Annotated in this window: 31 protein-coding genes; 17 read left to right on the top strand and 14 right to left on the bottom strand. The window is 64.7% G+C overall.

What is annotated here, in order from left to right:
• From Q8S60_RS11055 to coaA, 4 genes are all read left to right on the top strand, one after another.
• On the top strand, positions 1–1,497 hold a 1,497-nt coding region (locus Q8S60_RS11055; protein ID WP_305668557.1), incomplete at its 5' end, for a CYTH and CHAD domain-containing protein.
• Between the two features lie 143 nt (positions 1,498–1,640).
• On the top strand, positions 1,641–2,732 hold the full coding sequence (locus tag Q8S60_RS11050) for a pentapeptide repeat-containing protein (protein WP_305275342.1): 1,092 nt from the start codon (positions 1,641–1,643) through the stop codon (positions 2,730–2,732).
• A gap of 117 nt (positions 2,733–2,849) precedes the next feature.
• Complete coding sequence (locus Q8S60_RS11045) at positions 2,850–3,179, top strand: phosphoribosyl-ATP diphosphatase (protein WP_305275344.1); 330 nt, start codon at positions 2,850–2,852, stop codon at positions 3,177–3,179.
• The gene (coaA, locus tag Q8S60_RS11040; RefSeq protein ID WP_305275346.1) at positions 3,179–4,159 is read left to right on the top strand and encodes a type I pantothenate kinase; all 981 of its coding nucleotides are present in this window, start codon (positions 3,179–3,181) and stop codon (positions 4,157–4,159) included. Before Q8S60_RS11045 ends, coaA begins: the two co-directional genes overlap by 1 nt.
• A gap of 1 nt (position 4,160) precedes the next feature.
• Here the strand turns inward: coaA and Q8S60_RS11035 are convergent, their stop codons facing one another.
• Positions 4,161–5,156: an adenosine kinase gene (locus tag Q8S60_RS11035; RefSeq protein WP_305275348.1), complete on the bottom strand. Its 996-nt coding sequence runs from the start codon at positions 5,154–5,156 to the stop codon at positions 4,161–4,163.
• A gap of 124 nt (positions 5,157–5,280) precedes the next feature.
• Between Q8S60_RS11035 and Q8S60_RS11030 the strand changes: the two genes are divergently transcribed.
• Both Q8S60_RS11030 and Q8S60_RS11025 read left to right on the top strand, forming a co-directional pair.
• A complete protein-coding gene (locus tag Q8S60_RS11030) occupies positions 5,281–5,961 on the top strand; it encodes a sulfate transporter family protein (RefSeq protein WP_305275350.1) in 681 nt (226 codons plus the stop codon).
• Entirely contained in the window at positions 5,958–6,332 is a 375-nt protein-coding gene (locus Q8S60_RS11025; protein WP_305275352.1) for a hypothetical protein, read from the top strand. Before Q8S60_RS11030 ends, Q8S60_RS11025 begins: the two co-directional genes overlap by 4 nt.
• On the opposite strand, the gene nth is transcribed toward Q8S60_RS11025, so the two are convergent.
• A complete protein-coding gene (gene nth, locus Q8S60_RS11020) occupies positions 6,329–6,973 on the bottom strand; it encodes an endonuclease III (protein ID WP_305275355.1) in 645 nt (214 codons plus the stop codon). The genes Q8S60_RS11025 and nth overlap by 4 nt on opposite strands.
• Before the next feature lie 80 nt (positions 6,974–7,053).
• Here nth and Q8S60_RS11015 point away from each other — a divergent pair, with 80 nt between their 5' ends.
• Positions 7,054–7,566: a DUF2244 domain-containing protein gene (locus Q8S60_RS11015; protein WP_305275357.1), complete on the top strand. Its 513-nt coding sequence runs from the start codon at positions 7,054–7,056 to the stop codon at positions 7,564–7,566.
• Here the strand turns inward: Q8S60_RS11015 and Q8S60_RS11010 are convergent.
• From Q8S60_RS11010 to Q8S60_RS10985, 6 genes are all read right to left on the bottom strand, one after another.
• Positions 7,560–8,192, bottom strand: coding sequence for a 2,3-bisphosphoglycerate-dependent phosphoglycerate mutase (locus Q8S60_RS11010; RefSeq protein ID WP_305275360.1), 633 nt, complete (start codon positions 8,190–8,192; stop codon positions 7,560–7,562). The two genes, Q8S60_RS11015 and Q8S60_RS11010, sit on opposite strands and share 7 nt — an antisense overlap.
• Before the next feature lie 31 nt (positions 8,193–8,223).
• Positions 8,224–9,039, bottom strand: coding sequence for a 4-hydroxy-tetrahydrodipicolinate reductase (gene dapB, locus Q8S60_RS11005; protein WP_305275363.1), 816 nt, complete (start codon positions 9,037–9,039; stop codon positions 8,224–8,226).
• 42 nt (positions 9,040–9,081) lie between these two features.
• Complete coding sequence (locus tag Q8S60_RS11000; RefSeq protein ID WP_305668558.1) at positions 9,082–9,426, bottom strand: DMT family protein; 345 nt, start codon at positions 9,424–9,426, stop codon at positions 9,082–9,084.
• Positions 9,427–9,495: 69 nt separating this feature from the next.
• On the bottom strand, positions 9,496–10,650 hold the full coding sequence (dnaJ, locus tag Q8S60_RS10995; RefSeq protein ID WP_305275365.1) for a molecular chaperone DnaJ: 1,155 nt from the start codon (positions 10,648–10,650) through the stop codon (positions 9,496–9,498).
• Between the two features lie 99 nt (positions 10,651–10,749).
• Positions 10,750–12,666: a molecular chaperone DnaK gene (gene dnaK, locus Q8S60_RS10990; RefSeq protein WP_370867248.1), complete on the bottom strand. Its 1,917-nt coding sequence runs from the start codon at positions 12,664–12,666 to the stop codon at positions 10,750–10,752.
• A 315-nt stretch (positions 12,667–12,981) separates the two neighbouring features.
• Complete coding sequence (locus tag Q8S60_RS10985; protein WP_305275370.1) at positions 12,982–13,533, bottom strand: hypothetical protein; 552 nt, start codon at positions 13,531–13,533, stop codon at positions 12,982–12,984.
• A 62-nt stretch (positions 13,534–13,595) separates the two neighbouring features.
• Here Q8S60_RS10985 and Q8S60_RS10980 point away from each other — a divergent pair, with 62 nt between their 5' ends.
• Positions 13,596–14,264: an alpha-ketoglutarate-dependent dioxygenase AlkB gene (locus Q8S60_RS10980; protein WP_305275373.1), complete on the top strand. Its 669-nt coding sequence runs from the start codon at positions 13,596–13,598 to the stop codon at positions 14,262–14,264.
• On the opposite strand, the gene Q8S60_RS10975 is transcribed toward Q8S60_RS10980, so the two are convergent.
• The 3 genes from Q8S60_RS10975 to hrcA all read right to left on the bottom strand — a co-directional run bounded on the left by Q8S60_RS10975 (position 14,258) and on the right by hrcA (position 16,845).
• On the bottom strand, positions 14,258–14,962 hold the full coding sequence (locus Q8S60_RS10975; protein WP_305275376.1) for an NnrU family protein: 705 nt from the start codon (positions 14,960–14,962) through the stop codon (positions 14,258–14,260). The two genes, Q8S60_RS10980 and Q8S60_RS10975, sit on opposite strands and share 7 nt — an antisense overlap.
• A gap of 74 nt (positions 14,963–15,036) precedes the next feature.
• Complete coding sequence (grpE, locus tag Q8S60_RS10970; protein ID WP_305275378.1) at positions 15,037–15,672, bottom strand: nucleotide exchange factor GrpE; 636 nt, start codon at positions 15,670–15,672, stop codon at positions 15,037–15,039.
• A gap of 108 nt (positions 15,673–15,780) precedes the next feature.
• Positions 15,781–16,845 (bottom strand): heat-inducible transcriptional repressor HrcA, encoded by a 1,065-nt coding sequence (gene hrcA / locus Q8S60_RS10965; RefSeq protein ID WP_305275381.1) that lies wholly within the window; start codon positions 16,843–16,845, stop codon positions 15,781–15,783.
• A gap of 172 nt (positions 16,846–17,017) precedes the next feature.
• On the opposite strand from hrcA, the gene rph reads away from it, so the two are divergent.
• The 3 genes from rph to hemW are packed head-to-tail and all read left to right on the top strand — an operon-like array spanning position 17,018 to position 19,474.
• Positions 17,018–17,734 (top strand): ribonuclease PH, encoded by a 717-nt coding sequence (gene rph / locus Q8S60_RS10960; RefSeq protein WP_305275383.1) that lies wholly within the window; start codon positions 17,018–17,020, stop codon positions 17,732–17,734.
• A complete protein-coding gene (gene rdgB, locus Q8S60_RS10955; RefSeq protein WP_370867260.1) occupies positions 17,725–18,336 on the top strand; it encodes an RdgB/HAM1 family non-canonical purine NTP pyrophosphatase in 612 nt (203 codons plus the stop codon). Before rph ends, rdgB begins: the two co-directional genes overlap by 10 nt.
• Positions 18,317–19,474: a radical SAM family heme chaperone HemW gene (gene hemW / locus Q8S60_RS10950; protein ID WP_305275387.1), complete on the top strand. Its 1,158-nt coding sequence runs from the start codon at positions 18,317–18,319 to the stop codon at positions 19,472–19,474. The genes rdgB and hemW overlap by 20 nt, the downstream gene beginning before the upstream one ends.
• Here hemW and maiA read toward each other — a convergent pair.
• Both maiA and Q8S60_RS10940 read right to left on the bottom strand, forming a co-directional pair.
• Complete coding sequence (gene maiA, locus Q8S60_RS10945; protein ID WP_305275389.1) at positions 19,471–20,124, bottom strand: maleylacetoacetate isomerase; 654 nt, start codon at positions 20,122–20,124, stop codon at positions 19,471–19,473. The two genes, hemW and maiA, sit on opposite strands and share 4 nt — an antisense overlap.
• A 9-nt stretch (positions 20,125–20,133) precedes the next feature.
• A complete protein-coding gene (locus Q8S60_RS10940; RefSeq protein ID WP_305275392.1) occupies positions 20,134–21,408 on the bottom strand; it encodes a penicillin-binding protein activator in 1,275 nt (424 codons plus the stop codon).
• A 132-nt stretch (positions 21,409–21,540) separates the two neighbouring features.
• On the opposite strand from Q8S60_RS10940, the gene rsmI reads away from it, so the two are divergent.
• The 5 genes from rsmI (at position 21,541) to gshB (ending at position 25,427) form a co-directional block, all read left to right on the top strand.
• A complete protein-coding gene (gene rsmI, locus Q8S60_RS10935) occupies positions 21,541–22,440 on the top strand; it encodes a 16S rRNA (cytidine(1402)-2'-O)-methyltransferase (protein ID WP_305275395.1) in 900 nt (299 codons plus the stop codon).
• Position 22,441: 1 nt separating this feature from the next.
• Positions 22,442–22,816, top strand: a complete 375-nt coding sequence (locus Q8S60_RS10930) for a YraN family protein (protein ID WP_305275398.1) — start codon at positions 22,442–22,444, stop codon at positions 22,814–22,816.
• Between the two features lie 77 nt (positions 22,817–22,893).
• Positions 22,894–23,472 carry a BON domain-containing protein gene (locus Q8S60_RS10925; protein WP_305275401.1) on the top strand — a complete coding sequence of 193 codons (579 nt, stop codon included), beginning with the start codon at positions 22,894–22,896 and terminating at the stop codon, positions 23,470–23,472.
• Between the two features lie 67 nt (positions 23,473–23,539).
• Positions 23,540–24,394: a SirB1 family protein gene (locus tag Q8S60_RS10920; protein WP_305275404.1), complete on the top strand. Its 855-nt coding sequence runs from the start codon at positions 23,540–23,542 to the stop codon at positions 24,392–24,394.
• Between the two features lie 94 nt (positions 24,395–24,488).
• Positions 24,489–25,427, top strand: a complete 939-nt coding sequence (gene gshB, locus Q8S60_RS10915; RefSeq protein ID WP_305275406.1) for a glutathione synthase — start codon at positions 24,489–24,491, stop codon at positions 25,425–25,427.
• Positions 25,428–25,445: 18 nt separating this feature from the next.
• Here the strand turns inward: gshB and Q8S60_RS10910 are convergent, their stop codons facing one another.
• Positions 25,446–25,619, bottom strand: coding sequence for a hypothetical protein (locus tag Q8S60_RS10910; protein WP_305668556.1), 174 nt, complete (start codon positions 25,617–25,619; stop codon positions 25,446–25,448).
• A 206-nt stretch (positions 25,620–25,825) separates the two neighbouring features.
• On the opposite strand from Q8S60_RS10910, the gene Q8S60_RS10905 reads away from it, so the two are divergent.
• Positions 25,826–26,076, top strand: a 251-nt coding sequence (locus Q8S60_RS10905; RefSeq protein WP_305668555.1) for a hypothetical protein, incomplete at its 3' end; no start/stop codon positions are given.

Here is a 26,076-nt window from a genome sequence, read left to right as displayed (position 1 = left end):
TGCGAGCCCGTCGAGCTTGAACGGATCAGGCGTGCGCCGTCGCTGTTGCGGATGAAGCAGGGGCGCGCCAGCGGCAAGCATCTGCACTCGGTCTATTTCGATACCAGGACGCTCACACTCGGCGACCATGGCTTCGCGCTCAGGCTGCGCCGGTCCGGCAGCGGCTGCGTGCAGACGCTGAAAACGGAAACCGGCGTATCGGGCGGCGCGACCGGCGCGCTGGCGAGGGACACTGGCGAATATGAGGCGCGCCTGCCGCGCGGCGCGGATGAGCCCGATCTCAACAAGCTGCCGGACGATCTCAAGTCGCGCATCCAGAAACTCGCGAACGGCAACGCCATCGGTCCCCGGCTCGTGAGCGATATTCGCCGCACGATCCACAATCTCGAAACCGAGAACGGCGACCTGATCGAACTCGCATTCGATCTCGGCGCGCTGCAGGCAAATGGCGGCGAGGCACCGGTGAGCGAGATTGAACTCGAACTGAAGGAAGGCGCGCCGGCAAGCCTCTACAGGGTCGCGCTCGACCTGAACGAGATCGCGAACCTGCGCGTCGGCACCCGTAGCAAATCCGAACGGGGCTTCGCGCTCTTGCGTCCGCGCGCTCCCGTCGCGGTCAAGGCGGAGCCTTTGTTGCTTGGCCACGACACGACACTGGAAGAGGCATACGAGACGGTATTGCGTCATTGTCTCGTGCATCTGATGGCGAACGAAGCCGCCGCGCTTGAGGCGCGCCTGCCGGAAGGGCTGCACCAGATGCGCGTCGCCCTTCGCCGCGCGCGCTCCGCTTTCGAGATTTTCCGCCCTGGCATCGGCGGTTCCAACGCCGACAAGCTCGCAGCGGAAGCGAAATGGCTCGCGAACGAACTCGGGCCCGCGCGCGATTTCGACGTCTTCGTGACGGAGATCGTCGCACCCGTTACGCCGCGCGATCCGGCGATGAAGAAATTGCTGACGCGCGCGGAGACCGCGCGTGCCGACGGCTGGGAACGCGCGATCGCCGTACTGCATTCGCGCCGATACACGCGCTTCCTCCTCGAATACGGACTCTTCCTTGCCGACCGCGGATGGCGCGTGAAGCGCAAGGCGCCGGCACTTGCACATGCCTTCGCGGACGAAGCGCTCGGCAAGCGGCTCGCCAAGGTGGAGAAGCGCGGCCGTGACTTCGAGAAACTCGAAGGCGAGGCGCGCCACGACCTGCGCAAGCAGCTCAAGAAACTGCGCTACGGCGTTCACTTCTTTTCGTCGCTCTACGATGCCGGCGACGTGAAATCCTATCTGAAGCATCTCAGTCAGATGCAGGACGTCTTTGGCGGCCTTAACGACGTCGCGACCGCGCACCTGATCCTCGACGATCTCACCGGCGACGGCGCGGCGCGCGAGGCGGCCGACCGGATTATCGAGTGGCATGAGCGCAGGGCCGAGAAAACCTGGAAAGGGGCTATCCGCCTCTGGAAGCGCTTTGGCGCGGCGGAGCCTTTCTGGCAGGCGGCCTGACCGCCTTCGAAACCAGCATGTTTTTTGTGCTTCTTTCCGGAATCCCCTCCACCGTTAAGAAAATCTGAAAAGTTCGGCCAATAACATCCGGATCGCGGGCACTTCACCCTTCATGTCCGCTCATGCGTGAAGGTTGTGTACCCATGTCCGAGCGTCCGAAACCCACCACCGAGCAAAACGGCGATGCACCCGCGGCATCCGCCCGCAAGGCCGGCACCGACGACCATGCCATTGTCGGCCGCCGCATCAGCCAGGAGGCGCTGAAGCGCCTCAGCGAACTTCATACGCGCTACCTGAAGGGAATACCCAACGGCTGGTGCGCCGTGATGAAGGAATGCGACCTGTCGGGTCTCGATTTCCGCAACCTGAACTTCTCGCATGGGCATTTCATCGGCTGCGACTTCACGGGCTGCGATCTTGAGGATTCGCATTTCGCGGGCGCCAATCTCTTCAGCGCGAATTTCGATCACGCGAACCTCACCCGCACGAACTTCTCGCGCGCCGACCTGCGCGGCGCGAATTTCGAGGACGCGGAAATGACCGGTGCGCAGCTCGACGGCGCAGACCTGCGGCGCGGCGCGGTTATCAAGCGCGGCGCGACGGCACCTGTCGGTCGTGAGAACTCGAGCTTTCGCGGCGCGCGCATGTACGGCACCAACATGGCCGAATGCAAACTGCTCGATGCCGACTTCGACGGCGCATCGATTTCCGGCGCAAGCCTTCAGGGCGCCGATCTGCGCGGCGCGAGTTTCGCCGGCGCCGAACTCAAGGGCGTCGAACTCAAGGGCGCCAATCTTGCCGATGCCGATTTTCGCCGCGCCGTCATGGACGAGGCCACCATTGAGCGCGGCGACATGATGCGCGCGACGCGGCCCCGGCCCGCCCCGAACGCCGAACGCATGGAAAAGATGCTGAACCTGCATCTCGAATGGATTCAGACAGGCCAGAAAAAGGGCCAGCGCGCGGATTTCACGCGCATGGACCTGTCGCGGAAGGACTTCTCCAAAACCGTCCTCGCCGGTGCGCATTTCCGCGAGGCGATCCTGGCCGATGCCAGTTTCGAGAACGCAATCCTCGCCGCCGCCGATTTCTCCGGCGCGATCCTCTTCCGCGCCAATCTGAACGGTGCCGACCTTCGAGGTGCCGACCTCCGGGGTGCCGACCTGAAGGACGCCCGCCAGGATGGCACCAAGAAAGGCGAATTGGACGGGACCAGCCTCGCGACGAGGCTCTGACCGGCAGGCTCCAGCCCTGCCGCTGGCCTACCGCCCCCAAATCTGCTACGGAAGGCCGCCCGCGCCGGACCCCCTTGGGGGAGCCGACCCGGTCCGTCAACCGTCCGGGAGCGCCAGATGGCCGCCGACGCAAGCCAGCTCGACCGATTGTTCGAGGTGATCGCCGCCCGGAAGGGAGCGGACGCCGCGTCTTCCTATACCGCGAAGCTGCTCGCGAAAGGCGTTCCCGCCTGCGCGCAGAAGCTGGGCGAGGAAGCGGTCGAAACGGTGATCGCCGCCGTTTCGGGAGACGCCAAGGGTGCGGTTTCGGAAAGCGCCGACCTTCTTTACCACTGGCTTGTGCTCATGGCGGCGGCGGGGCTCGATCCGGCCGAGGTTTATGCCGAACTCGAACGCCGCGAAGGCCGCTCGGGTCTTGCCGAAAAAGCCGCGCGCGGGGAACGCTGATGTCCGAGGACGCGCTTATGGCCGACAGCGGCGCCGGAGAAACGCAATCTCTCTCGCCGTTCCGTCATTTCTCGGCGGCCGACTGGGGCCGCCTGCGCCAGGACACGCCGCTGCCGCTGTCGCAAGGCGAACTGGAAGAGTTGAAGGGATTCGGCGAGCGCATTTCGCTCGATGAAGTGTCGGAAATCTACCTGCCGCTGTCGCGCCTTCTCAATCTCTATGTCGGCGAAACGCAGGAACTCTACCGCGTCACCTCCGACTTCCTCGGCCGCATGCAGGACAAGGTGCCCTACATCATCGGCGTCGCCGGATCGGTCGCCGTGGGCAAGTCGACGACCGCGCGTGTTCTGCGCACCCTGCTCGCACGCTGGCCCAACCACCCCAAGGTCGACCTCATCACGACCGACGGCTTTCTCTATCCGAACAAGCTGCTCGAAGAGCGCGGCTTGATGCAGCGCAAGGGCTTTCCCGAAAGTTTCGACATCAAGCGGCTCCTCCGCTTTCTCTCGGACGTGAAGGCGGGATCGCGTCACGTCGAGGCGCCAGTCTATTCGCACTTCACCTACGACATCCTGCAGGGCGAGACGATCTCGGTCGACAACCCCGACATCCTCGTCGTGGAAGGGCTCAACGTGTTGCAGCCCTGGAAGCCGGCCGACGGCGACGAGCCGCAGCCCTTCGTATCGGACTTCTTCGATTTCTCGATCTATCTCGATGCCGACGAAGCGGCGATCCGGCGCTGGTATATCGAACGCTTCCTCAGTCTGCGCCGCACGTCCTTCAAGGATCCGGCCGCCTATTTCCACCGCTACTCCAAACTGACGGAAGAAGAAGCGGTGGAAACGGCCGATGCGATCTGGACCTCGATCAACCTCGCCAACCTGCGCAAGAACATTCTGCCGACGCGCCAGCGCGCCGACCTGATCCTCAGGAAAGGCGACGACCACCGCATCCGCGACGTGCTGCTCAGGAAGCTCTAGCTCAAGCCAGCCCTTTTTCCTTCGCGAGTTTCGCGAGCGAGACCTGCGGACGCGGCCCGTAATGCGAAATCGCTTCTGCGGCCGCCATCGCACCGAGGCGCCCGCATGTCACGGGATCCTTGCCGCGAGTGAGGCCATAGAGAAAGCCGGCGGCAAAGAGATCGCCCGCACCCGTCGTATCGACGACCTTCGGGATTTTCTCCGCATCGACGACATGCACCTCGCCGTCGGCGACGATGACCGCACCGGCTTCCGAACGCGTCAGCGCCGCAAACTTGCAGTCGGCGCGCACTTTCTGCAGCGCCTCATCGAACACATCCGTCTGGTAGAGCGACAGGATTTCGGCCTCGTTGGCGAACAGCAGGTCGACCTCGTCTTTCGCCAGACGGCGGAACTCGTCGCGGTAGCGGTCGACGCAGAAACTGTCGGAAAGCGTCAGCGAGACGAGGCGCCCTGCCTCATGCGCGATTTTTGCCGCCTTCAGGAATGCTTCCTTCGCGCCCGGCTCGTCCCAGAGATAGCCCTCCATGTAAGTGACGGCGGCGGCACGGATCGTCCCCTCGTCGATGTCGTCGGGCCCGAGCTTCTGTGCCGCACCGAGGAAAGTGTTCATGCTGCGCTGTGCATCCGGCGTAACGAGAATGAGGCAGCGCCCGGTCGGCGCGCCGCTCGTCGCCTGCGAAGCCGGGAATGCAACACCCATCGACTTGATGTCGTGAATGAAGACCTCACCGAGCTGGTCCTTCTTCACCTTGCCGAAAAAGGCGCCTTTGCCGCCGAGCGATGCAAGCCCCGCGATCGTGTTGGCGCAGGAACCGCCCGACATCTCGATCGAGGCTGCCATTCTGCCATAGAGTTCGTCCGCACGCGCCGCATCGATCAGCGTCATGCCGCCCTTCTCGATGCCGTTCGCGATCAGGAAATTGTCGTCCGCATTCGCGATCACATCGACAAGTGCGTTGCCGATGCCCGCCACGTCGTATTTGAGTTCTGTCATGATCCTCTTGCTTTGGTTGCGATCTCGGGAAGGGTGAGCGCGGGAGTATAGGCAGCCGAACGCGTTGGAAAAACCCCGCGAAGCCGATAAGCTTCGGTTCTGCTTTGCTTTTTTGTGAGGAATAATGCCGTCCGACGCGCTGCGCGCCCTGAGAGAAACCTTCTCGCCGCCTTTCCGGCGGATCATGTGGCTGTCGCTCGGCCTCACCATCCTCGTTCTCGCTCTGTTCGGCGCCGGGCTTCAATGGGCGCTGACGGCGATCCCGGAATTCGGACCCGAGCTTGCGGGCGGCTGGGTCGATACCGTGCTTCAGTTCGTCGCGAGCTTTCTTGCCGTCATCGTGCTGATCCCGCTCGTGCATCCGGTGGTGACGCTGGTTGCCGGCTTCTTTCTCGAAACGATTGCCGGGCGCGTCGAAGCGGAGGATTATCCGGCCGACCCGCCGGGTACGGACCAGCCCTTCCTGCAGTCGCTCATCGTCGCGCTCCGTTTCACGCTCGTGCTCATCGTCGTGAACCTGCTGGCGTTGCCCTTCTATCTTTTGCCGATCGTGAATGTCGCGCTTTTCTGGGTGATAAACGGTTACCTGATCGGCCGCGAATATTTCGAGCTTGTCGCCCTTCGCCACGTTCCGCCGGCGGAAGCCGAAGTGCTGCGAAAGCGCCATCGCGCGCGTATCTTCCTCGCCGGCGTCGTCGTCGCCTTGTTCACGACGGTGCCGATACTCAATCTCTTTGCGCCGCTTTTCGGCACGACGCTCATGGTCCATACCTACAAACGTCTCGCTGCCGGAAGCCGGACATGAAAAAGAAATACCTGCTTGCCTTTGTGGCGCCGCTCGCCCTCGCCGCCTGCGCTGCGCCGGGAGTCACCGGAACCGGCGGTCCGAGCGCCTCGCTCGCACCGGGACCGCTCAAATCCGCGAACCTGATCGGAGTCGCGCCTTCCGCCATTTCCTCGCGGCTCGGCGCACCGGATTTCCGCCGCACCGAGCCGCAAGCCGAGATATGGCAATATGCCGGCAGCGATTGCAGTCTCTTCGTCTATTTCTACAAGACCGGAACCGGCGCTCTCGGTTCTCGCTATGTCGATGCAAGGAAAGTCGAAGGCGGCGCGGCCGACCGCGATGCCTGCCTCGCATCGGTTGCCGCGAAACGCAACGCGCCGGTCTCCTAGGCGGCCACCGTCTTCGCCTTGAACTGGCAGAGGTCGGACACCGGACAGGCCGTACAGTCGGGCTTGCGCGCCTTGCAGAGATAGCGCCCGTGCAGGATCAGCCAGTGATGTGCGTGGAGCCGGTAAGCGGCGGGGACGACTTTCTCAAGCTTCTGCTCGACGGCGACCACATCCTTTCCCGGCGCAAGTCCGGTCCGGTTCGAGACGCGGAAGATATGCGTGTCGACCGCGATGGTCGGCTCGCCGAAGGCGACGTTCAGGACGACATTCGCTGTCTTCCGCCCGACACCCGGAAGCGCCTGCAAGGCCTCGCGATCGTGCGGCACTTCTCCGCCGTGGCGTTCGATCAGCATCCGCGACAGCGCGATCACGTTTTTCGCCTTGTTGCGATAGAGCCCGATGGTCCTGATGTGCTTTGTCAGCCCCGCCTCGCCGAGCTTCAGCATCTTCTGCGGCGTATCGACGGTCTTGAAGAGGTCCTTCGTCGCCTTGTTGACGCCGATATCGGTCGCCTGCGCCGACAGCACGACGGCGACCAGCAGCGTATAGGTGTTCTTGTATTCCAGCTCCGTCTTGGGCTCGGGCAGAGCTGCCGAGAGCCGTCGGAAGAATTCCTCGATGTCGGGTTTTTTCATCGGCATGGAGGGTGAACTTTGTACATAACCGCGCTGCGTCGCAAGGTCGTATTGCAGGCCGTCCCTGCCCGGCTTAGTCTTTTTCGATGCAAGCCACGTCCTCGATGCTCGCGCCGCTGGAGCCGCCGCTCCGCTTCAATGCGCTCATAACGCCGCACCGCTCGCTTTCCATGCGCGGTTTCGCGGTCGTGATCGGTATTGTCGCGGCGGTGAACTTCACGGCGGGCATGGTTTTCATGCTGAAGGGCGCATGGCCGGTGTTCGGCTTTTGCGGCCTCGAAGTGCTCCTCGTCTGGCTCGCCTTCCGCGCCAATTACCGGGCCGCCCGCGCGCATGAAACGGTCGAGCTCACCGATGGCGAATTGCGTGTCCGCCGCGTCGACGCGAAGGGGAACGTTCGCGCCTTCAGCTTCCAGCCCTACTGGGTGCGTCTGGCGCTCCGCAAGGAGCCCGACGAGACGACGCATCTCCATCTCGTGAGCCACGGCAAAGAACTTGAAGTTGCCGCCGCCCTTTCGCCGCATGAGCGGGAGGATTTCGCGCGCGCGCTCCAGGCGGCGCTGACGAACCTCCGAACGGCGCCGCTGCCGCCTCAGTGAGCCTCGCGCTCGATCAGCATTTCCTTGCCGAGCACGTTCCCCTTGTCGTCCAGTTGATAGACGATGGGCGCGCCGGTCGCGATGTTGAGCGCGAGCACCTGCTCCTGATTGAGCTTGTCGAGCTGCATGACGAGCGCCCGGAGCGAATTGCCATGCGCGGCGACAAGCACGCGCTCGCCCTTCAGCACGCGCGGCAGGATTTCCTTCTCGAAATAGGGCAGCACGCGCTCTGCCGTCATCTTCAGGCTTTCGCCGCCGGGCGGCGGAACGTCGTAGGAGCGGCGCCAGATGTGAACCTGCTCCTCGCCCCATTTCTCGCGCGCATCGTCCTTGTTCAGGCCCGACAGGTCGCCATAGTCGCGCTCGTTCAGCGCCTGGTCCTCGACGATCTCGAGATCGCCCTGCCCCAGCTCTTCCAGCATGATGCGGTTCGTTTCCTGCGCGCGGGAGAGCGCGGAGGTGAAGGCGACGTCGAACCGCAGGCCCTTCGCCTTCATGGCCTGCCCCGCCTCGCGCGCTTCCTCCATGCCTTGCGCGGTCAGGCCCGGATCGCGCCAGCCGGTGAAAAGATTTTTCTTGTTCCATTCGCTTTGTCCGTGGCGGACGAGCACAAGCAGGTTAGGCAAGGCAAACTCCCGATATTATCCGTAGGCAGAACTATTCGATGCCGAGCACGTCGGCCATGCTGAAAAGGCCGGGTCCCTTGCCCTGCCCCCAGCGCGCGGCCTTGAGCGCCCCCCGAGCGAAGATCCCGCGATCCTCCGCGATGTGGCCGAGCGTGATGCGTTCGTGCTCGGTCGCGAAGATCACGCTGTGATCGCCGACGACCGAACCGCCGCGCAGGCTGGCGAAGCCGATCTTGCCGCGCGCCCGGGCGCCGGTGAGGCCGTCGCGGCCGCGTTCCGTATTGTCGCCGAGCGCAATACCCCGTCCCTCCGCCGCCGCTTCGCCGAGCAGAAGCGCGGTGCCGGATGGCGCGTCGACCTTGTGGCGATGATGCATCTCGACGATCTCGATGTCCCACGTATCGTCGAGCGCCTTCGCGGCCTGGCGCACGAGGGCGGCGAGGAGATTGACGCCGAGGCTCATATTGCCGGCCTTCACGATGGTCGCGTGCCGCGCCGCCGCCTTGATCTTCTCCTCGTCCTCGGCGGTGAAGCCGGTCGTGCCGATGACATGGACGATCCGCGCCTGGGCGGTCAGGGCCGCGAATTCGAGCGTCGCGGCCGGCGTGGAAAAATCGATGAGAGCGTCGGCGTCCTTGAGGAGCGTCAGGGCGTCGGCGGTTGCCTTCAGCCCGAGCGGCTGCGCGAGGCCGGCCAGCGTCCCGAGATCGGCGCCGAGATGGGGCGAGGCGGGCCCTTCGAGGCCGCCGGCAAGGGCAAGGCCTTCGGTCTCGTGGACGAGACGGATCAGCGTCCGGCCCATCCGGCCGCCCGCGCCCGTCACGACGATTCTGATGTCAGCCGCCATATCGGTGTTTCCCAGGTTCGGAGGCGGTATAGCAGCCTCAATTCAGCCCCGGAAGATGAAATAAGCCCCGAGCGCGATCAGCGTGAAGCCGATGGCCGTGTTCCATGTCGGCGCCTCGCCCAGATAAAAGGTCGAAAAGCCGACAAATACGGTCAGCGTCACGACTTCCTGGATGGTTTTGAGCTGGGCCGCCGAATAGACGCTATGGCCGATCCGGTTCGCCGGCACGGCCAGCATGTATTCCGCGAGCGCGATCCCCCAGCTGATGAGGATGACGGTCAGGATCGGCATCGCCTTGAACTTGAGATGCCAGTACCACGCCGTCGTCATGAAGACGTTCGAGAGAATGAGCAGCGCGACGGGCAGGATATAGGATTGCAGGGGCATGGGCGCACCGGACATGAAAAAGGCCCCGGCCGGTTTCCCGCCGGGGCCTTTTCAGAATATCCGAAAGCGTCAGTTCTGAAAGCCGTCCCAGAATTCCTTCACCTTGGCGAAGAACCCGGCGCTTTCCGGGTTGTTGCCGGGCGTGGAGGCGGCCTCGAACTCCTTCATGAGTTCCTTCTGCTTTTTCGTCAGGTTGACCGGCGTCTCCACCGTGATCTGGATATAGAGATCGCCCGTCTCGCGCGAATTGACGACGGGCATGCCCTTCGAACGCAGCCGGAACTGCCGCCCGCTCTGCGCGCCTTCCGGGACCTTCACCTTGACCTTCTTGCCGCCGAGCGTCGGAACCTCGATCTCGCCGCCGAGCGTGGCGGTCGCCACCGACACGGGCACGCGGCAGAAGAGGTCCGCGCCGTCGCGCTCGAACAGCCTGTGCGGCCGGACCGAGAGGAAGATATAGAGGTCGCCCGCCGGGCCGCCCCGCATCCCCGCCTCGCCTTCGCCGGAAAGACGGATGCGCGTGCCGTCCTCGACGCCCGCCGGAATATTCACCGAGAGCGTCCGTTCCTTTTCCACGCGCCCCGCGCCGTGACAGGCCGTGCAGGGCTTGTCGATCGTCTGGCCGCGGCCATGGCAGGTCGGACAGGTCCGCTCGACGGTGAAGAAGCCTTGGGACGCCCGCACCTTGCCGTGGCCCTGGCAGGTCGGACAGGTGACGGGGCTCGATCCCGGCGCGGCGCCGGAACCGTGACAGACCTCGCAGGCGACGGAGCCAGGCACGCGGATCTGCGCCTTCTTGCCCTCGAAAGCTTCCTCGAGGCTGATCTCCATGTTGTAGCGAAGGTCGTGGCCGCGCATCTGGCCGCCATCGCCCCGGCGGCCGCGTCCGCCACGCCCGCCCATGAATTCGCCGAAGAGATCGTCGAAAATATCGGACATGGAAGCGCCGGCGCCGAAACCGCCCATGCCGCCGGGCCCGCCGCGCCCACCCATGCCGCCATCGAAGGCGGCGTGGCCGAACTGGTCGTAGGCCGCGCGGCTCTGCTCGTCCTTCAGCGCGTCATAGGCTTCATTGAGTTCCTTGAAGCGCTGCTCGGCTTCCTTGTCGTCCGGGTTCTGGTCGGGGTGCAGCTTCTTCGCCTGCGAGCGGTAGGCTTTCTTCAGCTCTTCCGCGGTCGCATTCCGGCTCACCCCGAGCACGTCGTAGAAATCGCGCTTCGACATGGGATCACCGTGCACGGAGGAATGCGGTCGCGGGCGCGCTTGCGCGCGCCCGGCCGTCTATCATGTGATGAATGAAGGGCGTCATTTCGAGGCCCCGGATCAGGCGGACTTGTCCTGGTCTTTCTTGTCGTCGTCGACTTCCTCGAAGTCGGCATCGACGACATCGTCGTCCGCATCGCCACCGCTCGCCGCATCCTTCTCGGCATCGGCCTGTGCGGCCTTGTAGAGCGCCTCGCCCATCTTCATGGAGGCCTGGGTCAGCGCTTCCATTTTCGCCTTGATGTCTTCGGTCGAGCCATCCTTCAGCGCGTTGCGAAGCCCTTCGAGCGCCGCTTCGACATCCGCCTTCACATCCGCGCCGATCTTGTCGGCACTTTCCTGAAGCGTCTTTTCGGTCGCGTTGGCAAGCGCTTCGGCATGGTTGCGCGTCTCGACTTCCTCGCGCCGCTTCTTGTCCTCTTCCGCGTGCGCTTCGGCGTCCTTCACCATCTTCTCGATGTCGGCCTCCGAAAGCCCGCCCGAGGCTTCGATGCGGATCGTCTGTTCCTTGTTGGTCGCCTTGTCCTTCGCCGACACGTTGACGATGCCGTTCGCGTCGATGTCGAACGCGACCTCGATCTGCGGCACGCCGCGCGGTGCTGCGGGAATGCCGACGAGATCGAACTGGCCGAGCAGCTTGTTGTCGGCCGCCATTTCGCGCTCGCCCTGGAAGACGCGGATCGTCACGGCCGACTGGTTGTCTTCGGCGGTGGAGAAGGTCTGCGCCTTCTTGGTCGGGATCGTCGTGTTGCGTTCGATCAGGCGCGTGAAGACGCCGCCCAGCGTTTCGATGCCGAGCGACAAGGGTGTCACGTCGAGCAGCAGCACGTCTTTCACGTCGCCCTGCAGCACGCCGGCCTGGATGGCGGCGCCCATGGCCACCACTTCGTCCGGGTTCACGCTCATGTTCGGCTCTTTGCCGAAGAACTGCTTCACCGCGTCGCGGATTTTCGGCATGCGCGACTGGCCGCCGACGAGAACGATCTCGTTGATCTGGCCGGCCGTGACGCCCGCGTCCTTCAACGCCGCCTTGCACGGGTCGATCGTGCGCTGGATCAGGTCTTCCACCAGCGCTTCGAGCTTCGAGCGCGTGATCTTCATGGTGAGATGTTTCGGGCCGGAGGCATCCGCCGTGATGAACGGCAGGTTCACTTCCGTCTGCGCCGCGGAGGAGAGTTCGATCTTCGCCTTCTCGGCGGCTTCCTTCAGCCGCTGCAGCGCGAGCTTGTCGCCGCGCAGGTCGATGCCGTTCTCCTTCTTGAATTCGTCGGCAAGATAATTGACGAGACGCATGTCGAAGTCTTCGCCGCCGAGGAACGTGTCGCCATTCGTCGACTTCACTTCGAAGACGCCGTCCCCGATCTCGAGGATCGACACGTCGAAGGTGCCGCCGCCAAGGTCGTAGACCGCGATCAGCTCGCCTTCCTTCTTGTCGAGACCGTAGGCAAGCGCGGCCGCCGTCGGCTCGTTGATGATGCGCAGCACTTCGAGGCCCGCGATCTTGCCGGCGTCTTTCGTTGCCTGGCGCTGGGCGTCGTTGAAATAGGCGGGAACGGTGATGACGGCCTTCTCGACCTTCTCGCCGAGATAGCTTTCCGCCGTCTCCTTCATCTTCTGCAGGATGAAGGCCGAAATCTGCGACGGCGAATATTTCTCGCCATGCGCTTCCACCCAGGCGTCGCCGTTCGGCGCCTTGACGATGTCGTAGGGCACCATGCCCTTGTCCTTCTGGGTGGTGGGGTCGTCGTAGGAGCGGCCGATAAGGCGCTTGATCGCGAAGAGAGTATTGGTCGGGTTGGTCACTGCCTGGCGTTTGGCCGATTGCCCGACGAGGCGTTCGCCGTCTTGCGTGAAGGCCACCATCGAGGGGGTGGTGCGCATGCCTTCGGCGTTCTCGATGACTTTGGCGCTCGATCCTTCCATCACCGCGACACACGAGTTCGTCGTGCCGAGGTCGATACCGATTACTTTAGCCATAGCGTGTTGGTCCTCTTTCACTTGCGGCTGGCCGGGCGGGCCTCATGGCACCCGCTCGCCGGGACGCGCTTTGCATGCGCGGGCCCGGTTGCACCGGCCCCCAGAAGGGGTCCTTGCCGGAAGACATCTCCCGGTTCGGGGGTTGAAACGTTGCGCTGTATATAGGTTTGGGTTCTACGGGCCGCAAGCGTTGATGCGGCAATATGGCCACATGGATAGCGACTTTTGGGACTCAGGCGCCCCGGCCAAAAAGAAGGGCCCGGGTTCCATTTCAGGACCCGGGCCTTTTATCGTTCGTGCGAACTGCGGCTGCCTTCAGAGCTGGTTGTCCGCGTAGACCTGGTTCCATTCGCAGGGCTGGGCCTGCCAGCTCTTCTGCCGGAGGTTCGCCTGCAGGATTTCCGGCGCGGTCATGTCCTCGCGAAGATCGGCTGCATCATCGGCCGCGTCCTTGTTACCGGCCTCCGCCGCGAGGTTGAACCACATCAGCGCCAGCGGCTTGTCCTCGCGCTGCGTCGTCAGCATCGAGCCGATCTTCGCCGGGCCGTTTATGCCGCGCACGAGATCGCCGGAATAGATGCGGCCGAGCTCGTAAAATGCCTGGGGCTCGCCCTGTTGGGCCGCCTTGCAGTACCACTCGGTGGCCTTCTGGTTGTTGAGAACGCCGGCGCTCCCCGCGATCGTGCAGCAATGCGCATCGCCAAGCTTCATCTGCGCCTTGACGTCGCCCGCCATCGCCGCATCCTCATTGCCCACGATGACCGCATTGTCCTTGGCGCGCGAAACGCCCTGTATGGCTGCGGCCGCGCAGCCCGAAAGCATCGACAACGCCAAGACTGCGGCCACAAGCCCGATTATCTTGTTCATGATAGTCCCCCATGTCCTGAACGGCTTCGCCGCCCGGTCCCGGTTTCACTCCGGAAATTAATATGACACACATCGTGCCAAAAGACGAGTCCTCCCTGCGCAAAAAGCCGGTCGACACCGGTTTCGAGGGCTTGTCGCTTTATCCGGGGTTTATGGGGAAGGTGGTGCAGGCGAGCCTCGTCGCGGAGCTCATGGCGGCCTTCGCTGCCATGCCGCCCTATCGCCCGCGCATGCCGCGGACCGGCCGGCCCTGGTCGATCCTGCAGATGAATTTCGGACCGCTCGGCTGGGTCTCCCGTCCCGAGGGCTACGCCTATTCGCCGGTTAATGACGTTGATAAAGCCCCTTGGCCGGCCATACCTGCGGCCCTACTCGCCCTTTGGGACGAGTTGGCCGCTTATCCGGCGCCCCCCGAATGCTGCCTGGTCAACCTCTACGATGTGCCGAAGTCGCGCATGGGGCTCCACCGCGACGAGGACGAGCAGGCGCTCGACGCGCCCGTCATCTCCCTCTCGCTCGGCGATACGTGTGTTTTCCGGGTCGGCGGATTCGCCCGTGGCGATAAATCGAAAAGCTTCAGACTCGCCTCAGGCGACGCGCTGGTGATGGGCGGCCCCTCGCGGCTCCGCTTTCATGGCGTGGACCGGGTGATTTCCGGCTCTTCGCGCCTCATCCCCGGCGGCGGCAGGATCAACCTGACGCTGCGCCGGGTGACGAAGCCGGCTCAGTAAGGCTGGAAGCCCGGCACGGGCGACACGCCGAAAAGCCAGAGATGCGCGTAAAACAAGGCGCCGAACACGATCAGCGCCAAAAGGATTCGCCACCAGCCGAGTTCGCCGAGCCTTAATTGATTGCGCCCGGCAAAGATCGCGGCAAAAGGCAGGTTCGAGGTCTTGGCGGCGAAGGCTGTCCAGCTCTCGCCCATCCGCTTCCGTTTTTTGTCGTCGATGGAAAAGGTGCCGAGTATGGCCAGCAGCGCGAAGGTGCCGAAGAAAATGATCGAGGCCTTGTCGCCGTTGACCAGGATATGCCAGAGCGCCCAGATCGCCGCGCCCCAGAGAAAGGGATGCCGCGTGATGCGGAGCATGCCTTTGACGGTATCGGGCTTGTCGGCCAGCGCCTCGGCGCCCACTGCCGTCGGGTTCGGCGTCGTGACGCCGACGACCACGAAGAACGCCGCGACCAGCACCACGAGAGGCGCAAGGTGCAGCGCCCACATGGGCGGCGCCCAGTAAAGATGATTGGGCCCCGCCACCGCCTCGTTGAAGCTGTAGGCAAGCCAGGAGATGCCGGCGATGGAGGCGAGCGAGAACAGGACGAGCCATGCCCGCTCCCCGATCGTCGCCACGATCCGGCCCCGCGCGCCTGAACCCGCGATCACGAGGTGAATGCCCAGAAAAAATGCCGCCGCCGCCCATAGCTGAAGCATGACCCGTCTCCTCCCTTGCCGTTCAATAACACTGTTATAGAACATGGGGCGGGGACGAACAAGCCGCAAACCCGTCAGGCAGTCGTATCGACGTGCCCGCCCTTCGCTGCGCCGTCCTCGGCCTTGGCCACGCCCACTCGGGCCGCCCGGAGCAGTCTGTCGCCGATCATATAGCCGGCGCCGAGCACATGCACGACCGTACCAGCGGGCTGATCGGTGCCGGGCACCTCGAACATCGCTTCATGCAGGTTGGGATCGAAGCGTTCGCCCGGCTGCGGCGTGATCTCGCGGATGCCGTGGCGCTCGAAAATGGTCACGAGCTGCCGGTCGGTCATCTCCACGCCTTCGATCATCGCCTTCACGCTGTCGGCCGCCTCCGCCCGCTCGTCCTCTTTCAGCGTGGCGACGGCGCGGCGCAGATTATCGGACACTTCCAGCATGTCGCGCGCGAAATTCGCGGCCGCATAGCGTTGCGCATCCTGCCGTTCGCGCTCGGCACGCTTGCGGTTATTCTCCATATCCGCAGCCGCCCGCAGCAGCCGGTTACGGAGATCGGCGATTTCGGCTTGCAGGGCCGCCACGTCGGGTCCGGCCGCATCCTCGGCCTCGCCTTGCGCGGCAGGCTCGCTCGCCAGCGTTTCCGCCAGTGTTTCTTCAAGCTTCTGGATGGTTTCGGGCGTCTCCGCCTCCGGTTTCTTCTCGTCGCTCATCGTCTGTCCAGTTTCTGGTGTCTGTCCAGTTTTTGGGAAAACTCGGCTCTTGGCGAGTGCATGTGCGCGCCATGGGCTTTCATGTCAACCCGCCCGCGCCGTCATGCCTCAGTTGATGAGCCGTCCCACCAGCTTCGCCGTGTAATCGACCATCGGGATCACGCGGGCATAATTGAGCCGCGTCGGCCCGATCACGCCGAGCACGCCGACCACGCGCTGCTGCGTATCCATGTAGGGGCTGACGATCAGCGAGGAACCCGACAGCGAGAACAGCTTGTTCTCCGAGCCGATGAAGATGCGCACCCCGTCCGCCGCTTCCGCGAGCCCCAGCAATTGCACGAGGTCGCGCTTGTTCTCGAGTTCGTCGAAGAGAAGTCTGATGCGCTCAAGGTCTTCCACCGCATGCACATCTTCCAGAAGCCGCGAGCGCCCGCGCACGATCAGCGATTTTCCGAGCGGATCGTTGCTGGCGGCCGCCGAGTTCGAGCCCGACCAGGTGGCGAGTCCCGCCTCGATCACCTTGGCGGTGAGTTCGTTCAGTTCCGCCTTCTGCGTTTCCAGTTCGCGCGCCAGATGGGCCTTCGCCTCGTCCAGCGTCCGTCCCCGCAACTGCGCGTTGAGATAGTTGGTCGCCTCGGCCAGCGCCGAAGGCGTCAGTCCCTTCGGAATCTCGATGACGCGGTTCTCGACCGCGCCGCCTTCGGTCACGATCACGACCAGCGCCCGCTCCGCGTCGATCGGCACAAATTCGAGATGCTTCAGCGCCGCATCGTAGGTCGGCGCCACCACGAAGCCCGCGCCATGGCTGAGGCCGGATAGCAGCTTGGAGGCTTCGTCCAGCACATCCTCAATGCTCTTGTGCGAGCCCGAAACCTGCCGCTCGATGGCGATACGCTCGTCTTCCGTGAGGTCGCCGATTTCGAGCAGCCCGTCCACGAACATGCGGAGCCCGGCCTCGGTCGGCATTCGTCCGGCGCTGGTATGCGGCGCGAAAATGAGCCCGAGCCCTTCGAGGTCCGACATCACGTTGCGGATCGAGGCGGCGGACAGCGACAACGGCAATTGCCGGGACAGGAAGCGCGAGCCCACCGGCTCGCCCGTCTCCAGATAGGTCTCAACCACGCGCCGCAGGATCTCGCGCGAACGCTCGTTGAGATCCATTACGCCAACCATGCCCGCAACCGCCTCCGCTTAAGTCTCTGAAACTCGGCGATAATTTAGTGTGCTTTGCCGCAGCATCAAAGCTTTTCGGAGAAAAATCGCGCCGCTTTACGCCGGACGCCGCCCCATGTAACAAGGCCCGGCAACCGAACGGATCATCTTGAAGACAGAACTGGAACCTCTTATGCGCCCTTCCGGACGCCAGCCGCAGGAAATGCGGACCGTCAGCTTCGAGCCCGGCGTCGCCAAACACGCCGAAGGCTCCTGCCTCGTCCGCTTCGGCGACACCCACGTACTGTGCACCGCGAGCCTCGAAGAGCGTGTGCCGCCCTTCCTGAAGGGCGGCGGGCAGGGCTGGGTCACGGCCGAATACGGCATGCTGCCGCGCTCCACCCATGAGCGCATGCGCCGCGAGGCCTCGACCGGCAAGCAGTCCGGCCGCACCCAGGAAATCCAGCGTCTCGTCGGCCGTTCGCTCCGCTCTGTGGTCGACCTGAAGGCCTTGGGCGAGCGCCAGATCAGCATCGATTGCGACGTGCTGCAGGCCGATGGCGGCACGCGCACGGCCTCGATCACCGGCGCCTGGGTCGCGCTTCATCAATGCATCGAATGGATGCGCGCCCGCTCGATCATCTCCGCGCCGGTCCTGAAGGACCATGTCGCGGCGATTTCCTGCGGCATCTACAAGGGCGTCCCCGTGGTCGATCTCGACTACGCGGAAGACTCGACCGCCGACACGGATGCGAATTTCGTCATTACCGGCAAGGGCGGCATCTGCGAAATCCAGGGCACGGCGGAGGGCGACCCCTTCAGCGACGAGGAGTTCCTGTCGCTGCTGGCGCTGGCGAAAGTCTCGATCGCGGATCTCGTGCAGCGCCAGAAGGAAGCGGTATCGGCATGACGCGGCGTTTCGAAGGCGGCAAGCTCGTCGTTGCGAGCCACAATCCCGGCAAGGTCCGCGAGATTGCCGACCTTCTTGCGCCGCTGAACGTCGAAATCGTTTCCGCCGCCGATCTCGGTCTTGCCGAGCCCGAGGAAACCGGCGAGACCTTTCGCGAGAATGCGGAGCTCAAGGCCCTCGCTGCCGCGAAGGCAGCGAAGCTTCCCGCGCTCTCCGACGACAGCGGCCTCTGCGTCGAGGCGCTGGGCGGTGCGCCGGGCATTTATTCGGCGCGCTGGGCGGGCCCGACGAAGGACTTCGCCTTCGCGATGGAAAAGCTTCGCCGTGGCATGCTCGAAACGGGGCCGGTCGACACCGCCGCATATTTCATCTGCGGCCTAGCGCTCGCATGGCCCGACGGTCATGTCGAATATTTCGAGGGCAGGGTGGACGGCGATCTCGTCTGGCCGCCGCGCGGCGACAAGGGCTTCGGCTACGATCCCGTTTTCGTGCCGCATGGCTACGAAACAACCTTCGGCGAAATGGAACCGCAGGCGAAGCATGACATCTCGCACCGCGCCCATGCCTTCCGGCAACTTGTCGATGCCTGCTTCCGGAGCTGATGAACCGGGCTTCGGCGTCTATGTTCACTGGCCCTTCTGCCAGTCGAAATGCCCCTATTGCGATTTCAATAGCCATGTCGTCGCCAATGTCGATCAGGCGCGCTGGGCAAGGGCGCTGACGCGCGAGCTCGCTCATATGCGCGACCTCACCGGCCCGCGCCGCGTCCACTCGATTTTCTTCGGCGGCGGCACGCCCTCTCTGATGGAGCCGGCGACCGTCGAGGCGGTGCTCACGCAGATCGCCGCGCTCTGGACGATGGAGGAGGGCGTCGAGATCACGCTTGAAGCCAACCCCACCAGCGTCGAGGCCGCGCGCTTTCGCGGCTACCGCGCGGCGGGCGTCAACCGTCTCTCGCTCGGCGTGCAGTCGCTCGACGACAGAGAACTGAAATTCCTCGGCCGCCTCCACACGGCCGACGAAGCGCTCCGCGCCATCGCGCTTGCCCGTGAAACCTTTCCGCGCCTTTCCTTCGATCTCATCTATGCGCGTCCCGGCCAGACGAAGGAAAAATGGGCGGCGGAACTGCGCGCCGCGCTCGCCCATGCGGCCGATCATCTCTCGCTCTACCAGCTCACCATCGAGGAAGAGACGGCCTTCGGACGCCTCTACGAAAAGGGCGCCTTCATTCTCCCCGATGAGGACGAGGCCGCCGAACTCTACTCCCTGACGGGCGAGATCGCGGCGGAAGCCGGATTGTCCGCCTACGAAGTATCGAACTATGCCGGGCCCGGCGCCGAGGCGCGACACAATCTCGTTTATTGGCGTTATGGCGACTATGCCGGCGTCGGCCCCGGCGCGCATGGCCGCATCTCGGTGGAGGGAAAGCGCCTCGCCACGCGTACGCTTCGCATGCCCGGCGCATGGATCGAGGCGGTCGAGCGCGGCGGCCACGGCCTCGAAGCGGTGGAGGAGATCGCACCGGCGGAGCAGGGCGATGAAATGATGCTGATGGGCCTGCGTCTTGAAGAGGGCGTCTCGCTCGCGCGTTACGCGCGCCTCACGGGAAAAGGCATCGCGGCCTCCCGCATCGACAACCTGATCGGCGACGGGCTGCTGACGCGCGACGGCGACCTGATCCGCACGACGGCGCAAGGCCGCCTCGTCCTCGACGCGCTGCTGGCGCGCCTCCTCGCCTAGAAACCCTCGACGTAATCCGGCTGCGCGTCGGGTGCCGCCGCCTTGAAGGCGGGCAGGCTCCCGCAATGCGCGACGATCCTGTTGATCCGCGGATAGGGTTCGAGGTCGATCTTGAAGCGCACATAGTTCAGGTGCTGCGGCACGAGGAAAATATCGGCGATGGTGGGCTTGTCGCCGAAACAGAACGGTGTCTCCGGCCGCGCCGCCAGGTTCTGTTCCAGCGCCGTGAAACCCGCCTTCGCCCAATGCGCATACCATTGCTGGCGCTTCGCGTCGTCGAGTCCCATCTCGCCGCCGAGATAGCGATGGACGCCTGAATTGTTGAGCGCATGCATTTCCGCCGCGATGGCGGCGGCAAAGGCACGCGCCTGTGCCCGCGTCAGCGTATCGGCCGGCATGATCGAGGGCTCGGGAAAGATTTCTTCCAGATATTCGATGATCGCAAGCGACTGCGTGAGGATCCGCCCGTCATGCTCGAGTGTCGGCACGAGACCCTGCGGATTGAGCTTCAGATAGGCATCCGATTTCTGCTCGCTCGCCGGTCCGATATTCACCGAGACATATTCGTAATCGAGGTCCTTGAGCGCGAGCGCGATCCTGACCCGGTGCCCGGCCGAATTGCGAAAGAAATTGTGAAGCCGGAGCGTCATTGCGAACCCCTAGAAAACCTCCGGCCGGAAGCTCGACGGTGCCGGATCGATCACGACGGCGCCCGTCGGTCTTATTTCGAGCACGGCGAGCCCGCGTTCCGTGCGCCCGTCCGGCATGAAGCGGAAAATCCCGTCGACCCCCGCGAAACCATCGGGATTGGTGAGAGCCTCCGGCGTGAAGCGTTCCGCCTCCGGCAGCGTTGAAAGCGCGATGGCGAGGCTCACCGCGTCGTAGCCGAGGCTCGCGATGCGCGGTGGCGTGGTGCCGTAGGCGCGGCGATAGCGCGTCAGGAACTGATCGTGGCCTTCGGGCGGCGGCGCGGGGAACCAGGCGCCGGCGAGAGGCGGTTCGCGCGCCAGCGACGGGTCGTCCCAGAGCCCGGTGCCGAGAAATTTCACGTCGCGCGGATCGACATCGTAATAGGGAAGCAGCGGCGCCATGGACTTCAATTGCGCGTCGCCTTCCGGCAGGAACACGGCCTTGTAGTTGCCGCCGCCATAGGCGCTCGCGATCCTCTTCGCCGGCTCATACATGCCTTCCGGGCTCGGCGGATAGCTCGTGCTGGCGACGACTTCGCCCGCCCGCGCCGTCACCGCGCGCTGGAACGCCGCGCGCACCCGCTCGCCGTAAGTGCCTTGCGGGTAAAGCGCGGCGAAGCGCCTGATGCCCTGCAGCGTTGCGTAATCGACGATGCGGTCCACATCCTGATCGAGCGGGAAAGAGAGCAGGTGCACGCCGTTGCCGCCGACCGAACTGTCGGAGGAAAACGCCACCACCGGCACCTTGAACTGCCGCGCGAGCGGCGCCACCGCCGTCACTTCTTCCGCGAAGAGCGGCCCGAGAATGAGATCGGCGCCGGCATCGATCGCCTCCTGCGCCACGCGTTGCGCGCCCGCCGCCGTGCCGCCCGTCGCCTTCGGCATCAGCAACACGTTGGTCGCGTCGAACTCGAAGAGCGCAAGCTGCGCCGCGTTGTAAAGCGCGTTGGACAAGGTTCGCACATTCTCGCGCGACGAATTGAACGGCAGCAGCAGCGCCACGCGGATCGGCCGTTCGCCCGCCATATGGGCCGGCATATAGAATTTCGAGGGATCGCGGCTGAAGCTCGGCGGTGCCGACGGCGGCGGCGTCACCTCGACTTTCGGCGGCGGCGTGACGACGGGTGCCGGCTTTTGCGGCTGCCCGGTCGTGCAGGCGGCGAGGGCGAGCGCGACGCCCAGTGCAAAGACTGCCTTGACGCCTGTCATGAGGCCGGAGCGGGCAGGGCGGGCGGACTTTGTCACCGGATTGTTCCTGAACATGGCGGCGGGACGATGTGAATGCGGAGGGTACTGTCCGGCCCGGTCCAAGTAAACCGCCGCAATCCTTCCCCAAATCCGTTGCCAAACCCGCCGCCCGGGGCCAAGGTCGCGCGCATGGAACAGGAAGGTCCCGGGAACGACACCCGGAAGGAAAACCAGCGGGAAAAACTGTCGGCGCGCCTTGCACCCGGCCTCTACGTCACCGCCACGCCCATCGGCAATGCGGGCGACATCAGCCTGCGCGCGCTCGATGTGCTCGCCCGCGCCGATCTCGTCCTCTGCGAGGACACGCGCGTGACGGCGAAACTCTTCGCCATCCACGGGATCAAGGTAAAGACGGCGCCCTATCACGATCACAATGCCGCCGAAATGCGCCCCCGGGTGCTGAAGCGGCTCGAGGCGGGCGAGGCGGTCGCGCTCGTTTCGGATGCCGGCACGCCGCTCGTCTCCGATCCAGGCCTCAAGCTCGTGCAGGAGGCGGTCGCCGCCGGTCATAATGTGACGGCGCTGCCCGGCGCCTCCTCCGTGCTCGCCGCGCTGACGCTGGCGGGCCTGCCCACCGACCGCTTTTTCTTCGCTGGTTTCCTGTCGGCGAAGCAGGAGGCGCGCCGGAAGGAACTGGCGGAACTCGCCACCATTCCTTCGACGCTGGTTTTCCTCGAAAGCGCGAACCGCCTCGCCGCCTCGCTCGCCGATATGGCCGCCACGCTCGGAAACCGCGAAGGCGCGGTCGCCCGCGAATTGACGAAGAAGTTCGAGGAAGTCCGCCGTGGTCCGCTTGCGGCACTCGCCGTTCACTATGAAGAGGCCGGTGCGCCGAAAGGCGAGGTCGTCCTTGTCGTCGGCCCGCCTGAAAAGCGCGCCGTGCTCTGTGCCCATGAGGTCGACGCGATGCTCGAAAACGCGCTCGCCCGCACCTCCCTCAAGGATGCCGTCGCCGAGGTCGTGGCGATGACGGGCCTGCCGCGCCGCGAAATCTACGCCCGCGCGCTTGAACTCTCGGGCGCGAAATAGCATGGGCCGCAAGGGCGATGCCGCAACCGGCCGCGCCGCCCACCGCCTCGGCCTCCGCGCCGAAACGCTGGCCGTGCTTCTCCTCCGTCTCAAGGGCTACCGCATCGTCGCGCGCCGCCTGAAAACGCCGGCCGGCGAAATCGATCTCGTCGTCCGCCGCGGCCGTTCGCTCGCCGTCGTCGAAGTAAAGGCGCGCGGGGAGGGCGGTGCGGCGGCGGAAGCATTACTCCCGCGCCAGCAGCGCCGGCTGGAGCGTGCCGCCGCGCATTTCCTCGGCCGCCATCCGCATCTCGCCGATCTCGATCTTCGCTTCGATGTCGTGCTCATCGTGCCCCGCCGCTGGCCCCGTCATCTCGCCGATGCGTGGCGGCCATAATCTTGCCGCAGGTGTCCCCTCATTCTCCGCCCGGGCGGTACACCGCCGGGCGGGATATCGGAAGACGAGGTTCGGGAATGCGAATGTCATGGATGGCGCTGCTGGCGGGCGCGGCGGTCTTGAGCGGCTGCGTGCCTCTCGTGGCGGGCGCGGGCGGCGCGGCGATGGTCGGCGCGGCGCAGGAGCGCGGCCTCGAACAGGCGGTCGACGACAACGAGATCGCCTTCGAAATCAACCGCAAGCTGCTGGCGAAGGACTCCTCTCTCTACCGGGGTGTGTCGACGCAGGTGCAAAAAGGCCGCGTGCTGCTCACCGGCACGGTGCCGAAAGCCGAAGACCGCGTCGCGGTCACGCGCATCGTCTGGTCGATCGGCGGCGTCAAGGAAGTCATCAACGAACTCAATGTCGGCGAGAGCGGCGGCTTTACGCAGTCGATGAGCGACACCTCGATCTCGACCAAGCTGCGCACCCGCCTGCTCGGCGACAAGAATGTCAGCAGCATCAACTATTCGATCGAGACCGTGCGCGGCACGGTCTATCTGATGGGCACGGCCATCAACCAGGCCGAACTCGACCGCGTCGTCGCGCATGCCCGCGACATCTCGGGCGTCCGCAACGTCGTCTCCTATGTCGAGGTAAGGAAGTCCGGGAACTGATCCGAAGCCCCGCATCCGCGTCTCATATCGGCGCTTGCCGTTCCCGTCTTTTCCGCGCCATGATTGCATGATGGGCGACGATGCGGATGAAACGGAACGCGAATTGCGGGCGGCGGGCGCCATGCCCGATGCCGGTCTCGACATCGCGCATCTGGCGCTCCTCCTCGCCGCGCGCGACCGCCCGGAAATATCGCCCGCATCTTATCGCGCGCATCTCGACGAACTCGTTGCCGCTGCGCGCGATGCATTGCGCGACGCGCCGGCGATGATGCCCGCGAGCATCGCGGCGGGCGCGCTCGCTGGTGTCATGGCGGGCATGTTCCGTTATCTCGGCGACACCGAAACCTACGACGACCCGCGCAACGCGAACCTCGCCCATGTGATCGACCGGCGGAAGGGCCTGCCCGTCACGCTCGGCATTCTCTATCTTCATGTTGCCTCGAAGCTCGGCCTCGAACTGGCGGGGCTCAATTTTCCCGGTCACTTCGTGCTGCGGCTGCGCTGCGCCGACGAGGCGCTGGTGATCGATCCCTTCAACGGGGGGCAGGCGCTCTCCGCCGCCGATCTGCTCGCCCTTCTCCGCAGCGTCGAGGGTCCGCAAGCGCGGCTCACGCCGGAAGCCTGCGAGGCGGTCGGCACGCGCGACATCCTCCTCCGGCTTGAAAACAACATTCTCGGCCGCGCCATCCGCGCCAATGATTTTGGCCGCGCCCGCGAAGTCGTGACGCGGATGATCTGGCTCGCGCCGCAGCGCGCCGGGCTCCGCTTCGAGCTTGGCCGGCTGGAGGTGCATGCGGGCCATATGGGCGCGGCGGCGGATGCCTTCGCCACCTGCATCGACCTTGCGTCGGGCCTCGGCGAGGTCCGCATCGCGGGCATGGCGGAAGAGGCGTTGCGCCGCCTCAAGACCAAACTCAACTAGCCGCATCCCGCATTTTTCGCTCGCAAACCCGCGCGCCTGCCCCCATCTTTGCGCCACCAAGGCAAAAGAGAACCGGGCAACAGAGAAGAAAAGCATGAGCCTTTCCGTCGCGATCCAGATGGATCCCATCCAGCAGATCAACGTCAACGCGGACTCGACCTTCGCCCTCGGCCTCGAGGCGCAGTCGCGCGGCCACACGCTCTTCTATTACGAGCCGAAGGACCTCTCGATGCGCGACGGCCGCGTCTATGCGCGCATGCGTCCGCTGACGCTCCGCCGCGAGGTCGGCAATCACTCCTCGCTCGGCAGTCTGGAAAAAATCTATCTGGAAGATGTCGACGTGGTGCTGATGCGCCAGGACCCGCCCTTCGACATGAGCTACATCACGGCGACGCATCTCCTCGAAACGGTGCATCCGAAGACGCTGGTCGTGAACGACCCGGCCGAAGTCCGCAACGCGCCGGAAAAACTCTTCGCCGTCCGCTTCAAGGGCCTCCTGCCGCCCACCCTCATCAGCCGCGACCCGGAAGAAATCCGCGCCTTCCGCCGCGAATTCACCGACATCATCGTGAAGCCTCTCTTCGGCAATGGCGGCGTCGGCGTCTTCCGCATTCGCGATGGCGACGAGAACCTGAACTCATTGCTGGAAATGTTCGGGCAGATGAACCGCGAGCCGGTCATCGTGCAGAAATATCTCCCCGAAGTCCGTCAGGGCGACAAGCGCATCATTCTTGTCGACGGCAAGCCCGTCGGCGCGATCAATCGCGTCCCCGCCGAAGGCGAGGCCCGCTCCAACATGCATGTCGGCGGCCGCCCCGAAAAATGGACGCTGACCAGACGTGAGCAGGAAATCTGCGAGACGATCGGACCGGAGCTGAAAGCGCGCGGCCTCGTCTTCGTCGGCATCGACGTGATCGGCGACTATCTCACCGAGATCAACGTCACCTCGCCGACCGGTATCCAGGAAATCGACCGCTTCGACAATGCCAATCTCGCCGGCCTCGTCTGGGACGCAATCGAGGCGCGGCGATAATTGGCGGGGCGGACGGTCCTAGTCCTCTTCGACCGTCGTGGTGGTCGTCGTCGTCTGCACCGTCTGAGGCTGCTCGGTGGTGATGGTGCGTTTCGTCACCGTCTGGCTGTCGCTGCCGCAACCGGCCAGAAGCGCGAGGACGCCGAAAGCGGCGAGGGGTGCAGCACGGCGGTGCATGCGGTTGCTGGTCATCGTGAAGCTCCTTCAATCCTCAATGCCCCGCCCGGCGGAAACAACGGGCCGCACCGGCCCCGGTTCCGGCTTCACAAAGATACCTTGTTGCCGCCGTATTTCGCCGCGCGAACCCGCGGTTGGTTCGCGCGCGTCCCGTTTGTTGTGGGGCGGATTCCGGCTAGGCTTTTCGCAAGCGGGCTGACGATGGAGGGGCGGTTATGAAAATGAACGGGCGAAGATATGGTCTCGTCGCGGCGGCGGCGGTGCTTCTGCTCGCCGCTCTCTGGACCTTGCGTCCGGTGCTCGGTCCCGCCGAAGCGGAGCCGACGCCTGAGGAAATCGCCGCTCGCATCCACAAGGACGTCATTACCATCGACACTCATGTCGACATCCCGAGCTTCTTCGGGTCGGCGAAATACGATCCCGGCCTCCGCAACGGCTGGCCCGTCCAGGTCGACCTGCCGCGCATGCGCGA

The sequence above is a fragment of the Parvibaculum sp. genome (assembly GCF_030694575.1).
GTDB lineage: Bacteria > Pseudomonadota > Alphaproteobacteria > Parvibaculales > Parvibaculaceae > Parvibaculum.
The sequence above is the reverse complement of the archived record's forward strand: the minus strand, read 5'-3'. Positions and strand labels throughout refer to the sequence as shown.

What these genes read in the sequence shown, in the direction of transcription:
- rph (WP_305275383.1), top strand. Translation starts at nt 17,018, where the DNA reads ATGCGCCCTTCCGGACGCCAGCCGCAGGAAATGCGGACCGTCAGCTTC.
- Q8S60_RS11015 (WP_305275357.1), top strand. Translation starts at nt 7,054, where the DNA reads ATGCAAGCCACGTCCTCGATGCTCGCGCCGCTGGAGCCGCCGCTCCGC.
- dapB (WP_305275363.1), bottom strand. Translation starts at nt 9,039, where the DNA reads ATGGCGGCTGACATCAGAATCGTCGTGACGGGCGCGGGCGGCCGGATG.
- Q8S60_RS11045 (WP_305275344.1), top strand. Translation starts at nt 2,850, where the DNA reads ATGGCCGCCGACGCAAGCCAGCTCGACCGATTGTTCGAGGTGATCGCC.
- dnaJ (WP_305275365.1), bottom strand. Translation starts at nt 10,650, where the DNA reads ATGTCGAAGCGCGATTTCTACGACGTGCTCGGGGTGAGCCGGAATGCG.
- coaA (WP_305275346.1), top strand. Translation starts at nt 3,179, where the DNA reads ATGTCCGAGGACGCGCTTATGGCCGACAGCGGCGCCGGAGAAACGCAA.
- grpE (WP_305275378.1), bottom strand. Translation starts at nt 15,672, where the DNA reads ATGAGCGACGAGAAGAAACCGGAGGCGGAGACGCCCGAAACCATCCAG.
- Q8S60_RS10925 (WP_305275401.1), top strand. Translation starts at nt 22,894, where the DNA reads ATGCGAATGTCATGGATGGCGCTGCTGGCGGGCGCGGCGGTCTTGAGC.
- Q8S60_RS11030 (WP_305275350.1), top strand. Translation starts at nt 5,281, where the DNA reads ATGCCGTCCGACGCGCTGCGCGCCCTGAGAGAAACCTTCTCGCCGCCT.
- hrcA (WP_305275381.1), bottom strand. Translation starts at nt 16,845, where the DNA reads ATGGTTGGCGTAATGGATCTCAACGAGCGTTCGCGCGAGATCCTGCGG.
- Q8S60_RS10920 (WP_305275404.1), top strand. Translation starts at nt 23,540, where the DNA reads ATGATGGGCGACGATGCGGATGAAACGGAACGCGAATTGCGGGCGGCG.
- Q8S60_RS10985 (WP_305275370.1), bottom strand. Translation starts at nt 13,533, where the DNA reads ATGAACAAGATAATCGGGCTTGTGGCCGCAGTCTTGGCGTTGTCGATG.
- Q8S60_RS10980 (WP_305275373.1), top strand. Translation starts at nt 13,596, where the DNA reads ATGACACACATCGTGCCAAAAGACGAGTCCTCCCTGCGCAAAAAGCCG.
- rsmI (WP_305275395.1), top strand. Translation starts at nt 21,541, where the DNA reads ATGGAACAGGAAGGTCCCGGGAACGACACCCGGAAGGAAAACCAGCGG.
- Q8S60_RS11035 (WP_305275348.1), bottom strand. Translation starts at nt 5,156, where the DNA reads ATGACAGAACTCAAATACGACGTGGCGGGCATCGGCAACGCACTTGTC.
- Q8S60_RS11025 (WP_305275352.1), top strand. Translation starts at nt 5,958, where the DNA reads ATGAAAAAGAAATACCTGCTTGCCTTTGTGGCGCCGCTCGCCCTCGCC.
- nth (WP_305275355.1), bottom strand. Translation starts at nt 6,973, where the DNA reads ATGCCGATGAAAAAACCCGACATCGAGGAATTCTTCCGACGGCTCTCG.
- Q8S60_RS11050 (WP_305275342.1), top strand. Translation starts at nt 1,641, where the DNA reads ATGTCCGAGCGTCCGAAACCCACCACCGAGCAAAACGGCGATGCACCC.
- Q8S60_RS10910 (WP_305668556.1), bottom strand. Translation starts at nt 25,619, where the DNA reads ATGACCAGCAACCGCATGCACCGCCGTGCTGCACCCCTCGCCGCTTTC.
- maiA (WP_305275389.1), bottom strand. Translation starts at nt 20,124, where the DNA reads ATGACGCTCCGGCTTCACAATTTCTTTCGCAATTCGGCCGGGCACCGG.
- dnaK (WP_370867248.1), bottom strand. Translation starts at nt 12,666, where the DNA reads ATGGCTAAAGTAATCGGTATCGACCTCGGCACGACGAACTCGTGTGTC.
- hemW (WP_305275387.1), top strand. Translation starts at nt 18,317, where the DNA reads ATGCCTGCTTCCGGAGCTGATGAACCGGGCTTCGGCGTCTATGTTCAC.
- Q8S60_RS11000 (WP_305668558.1), bottom strand. Translation starts at nt 9,426, where the DNA reads ATGCCCCTGCAATCCTATATCCTGCCCGTCGCGCTGCTCATTCTCTCG.
- Q8S60_RS10975 (WP_305275376.1), bottom strand. Translation starts at nt 14,962, where the DNA reads ATGCTTCAGCTATGGGCGGCGGCGGCATTTTTTCTGGGCATTCACCTC.
- Q8S60_RS10930 (WP_305275398.1), top strand. Translation starts at nt 22,442, where the DNA reads ATGGGCCGCAAGGGCGATGCCGCAACCGGCCGCGCCGCCCACCGCCTC.
- gshB (WP_305275406.1), top strand. Translation starts at nt 24,489, where the DNA reads ATGAGCCTTTCCGTCGCGATCCAGATGGATCCCATCCAGCAGATCAAC.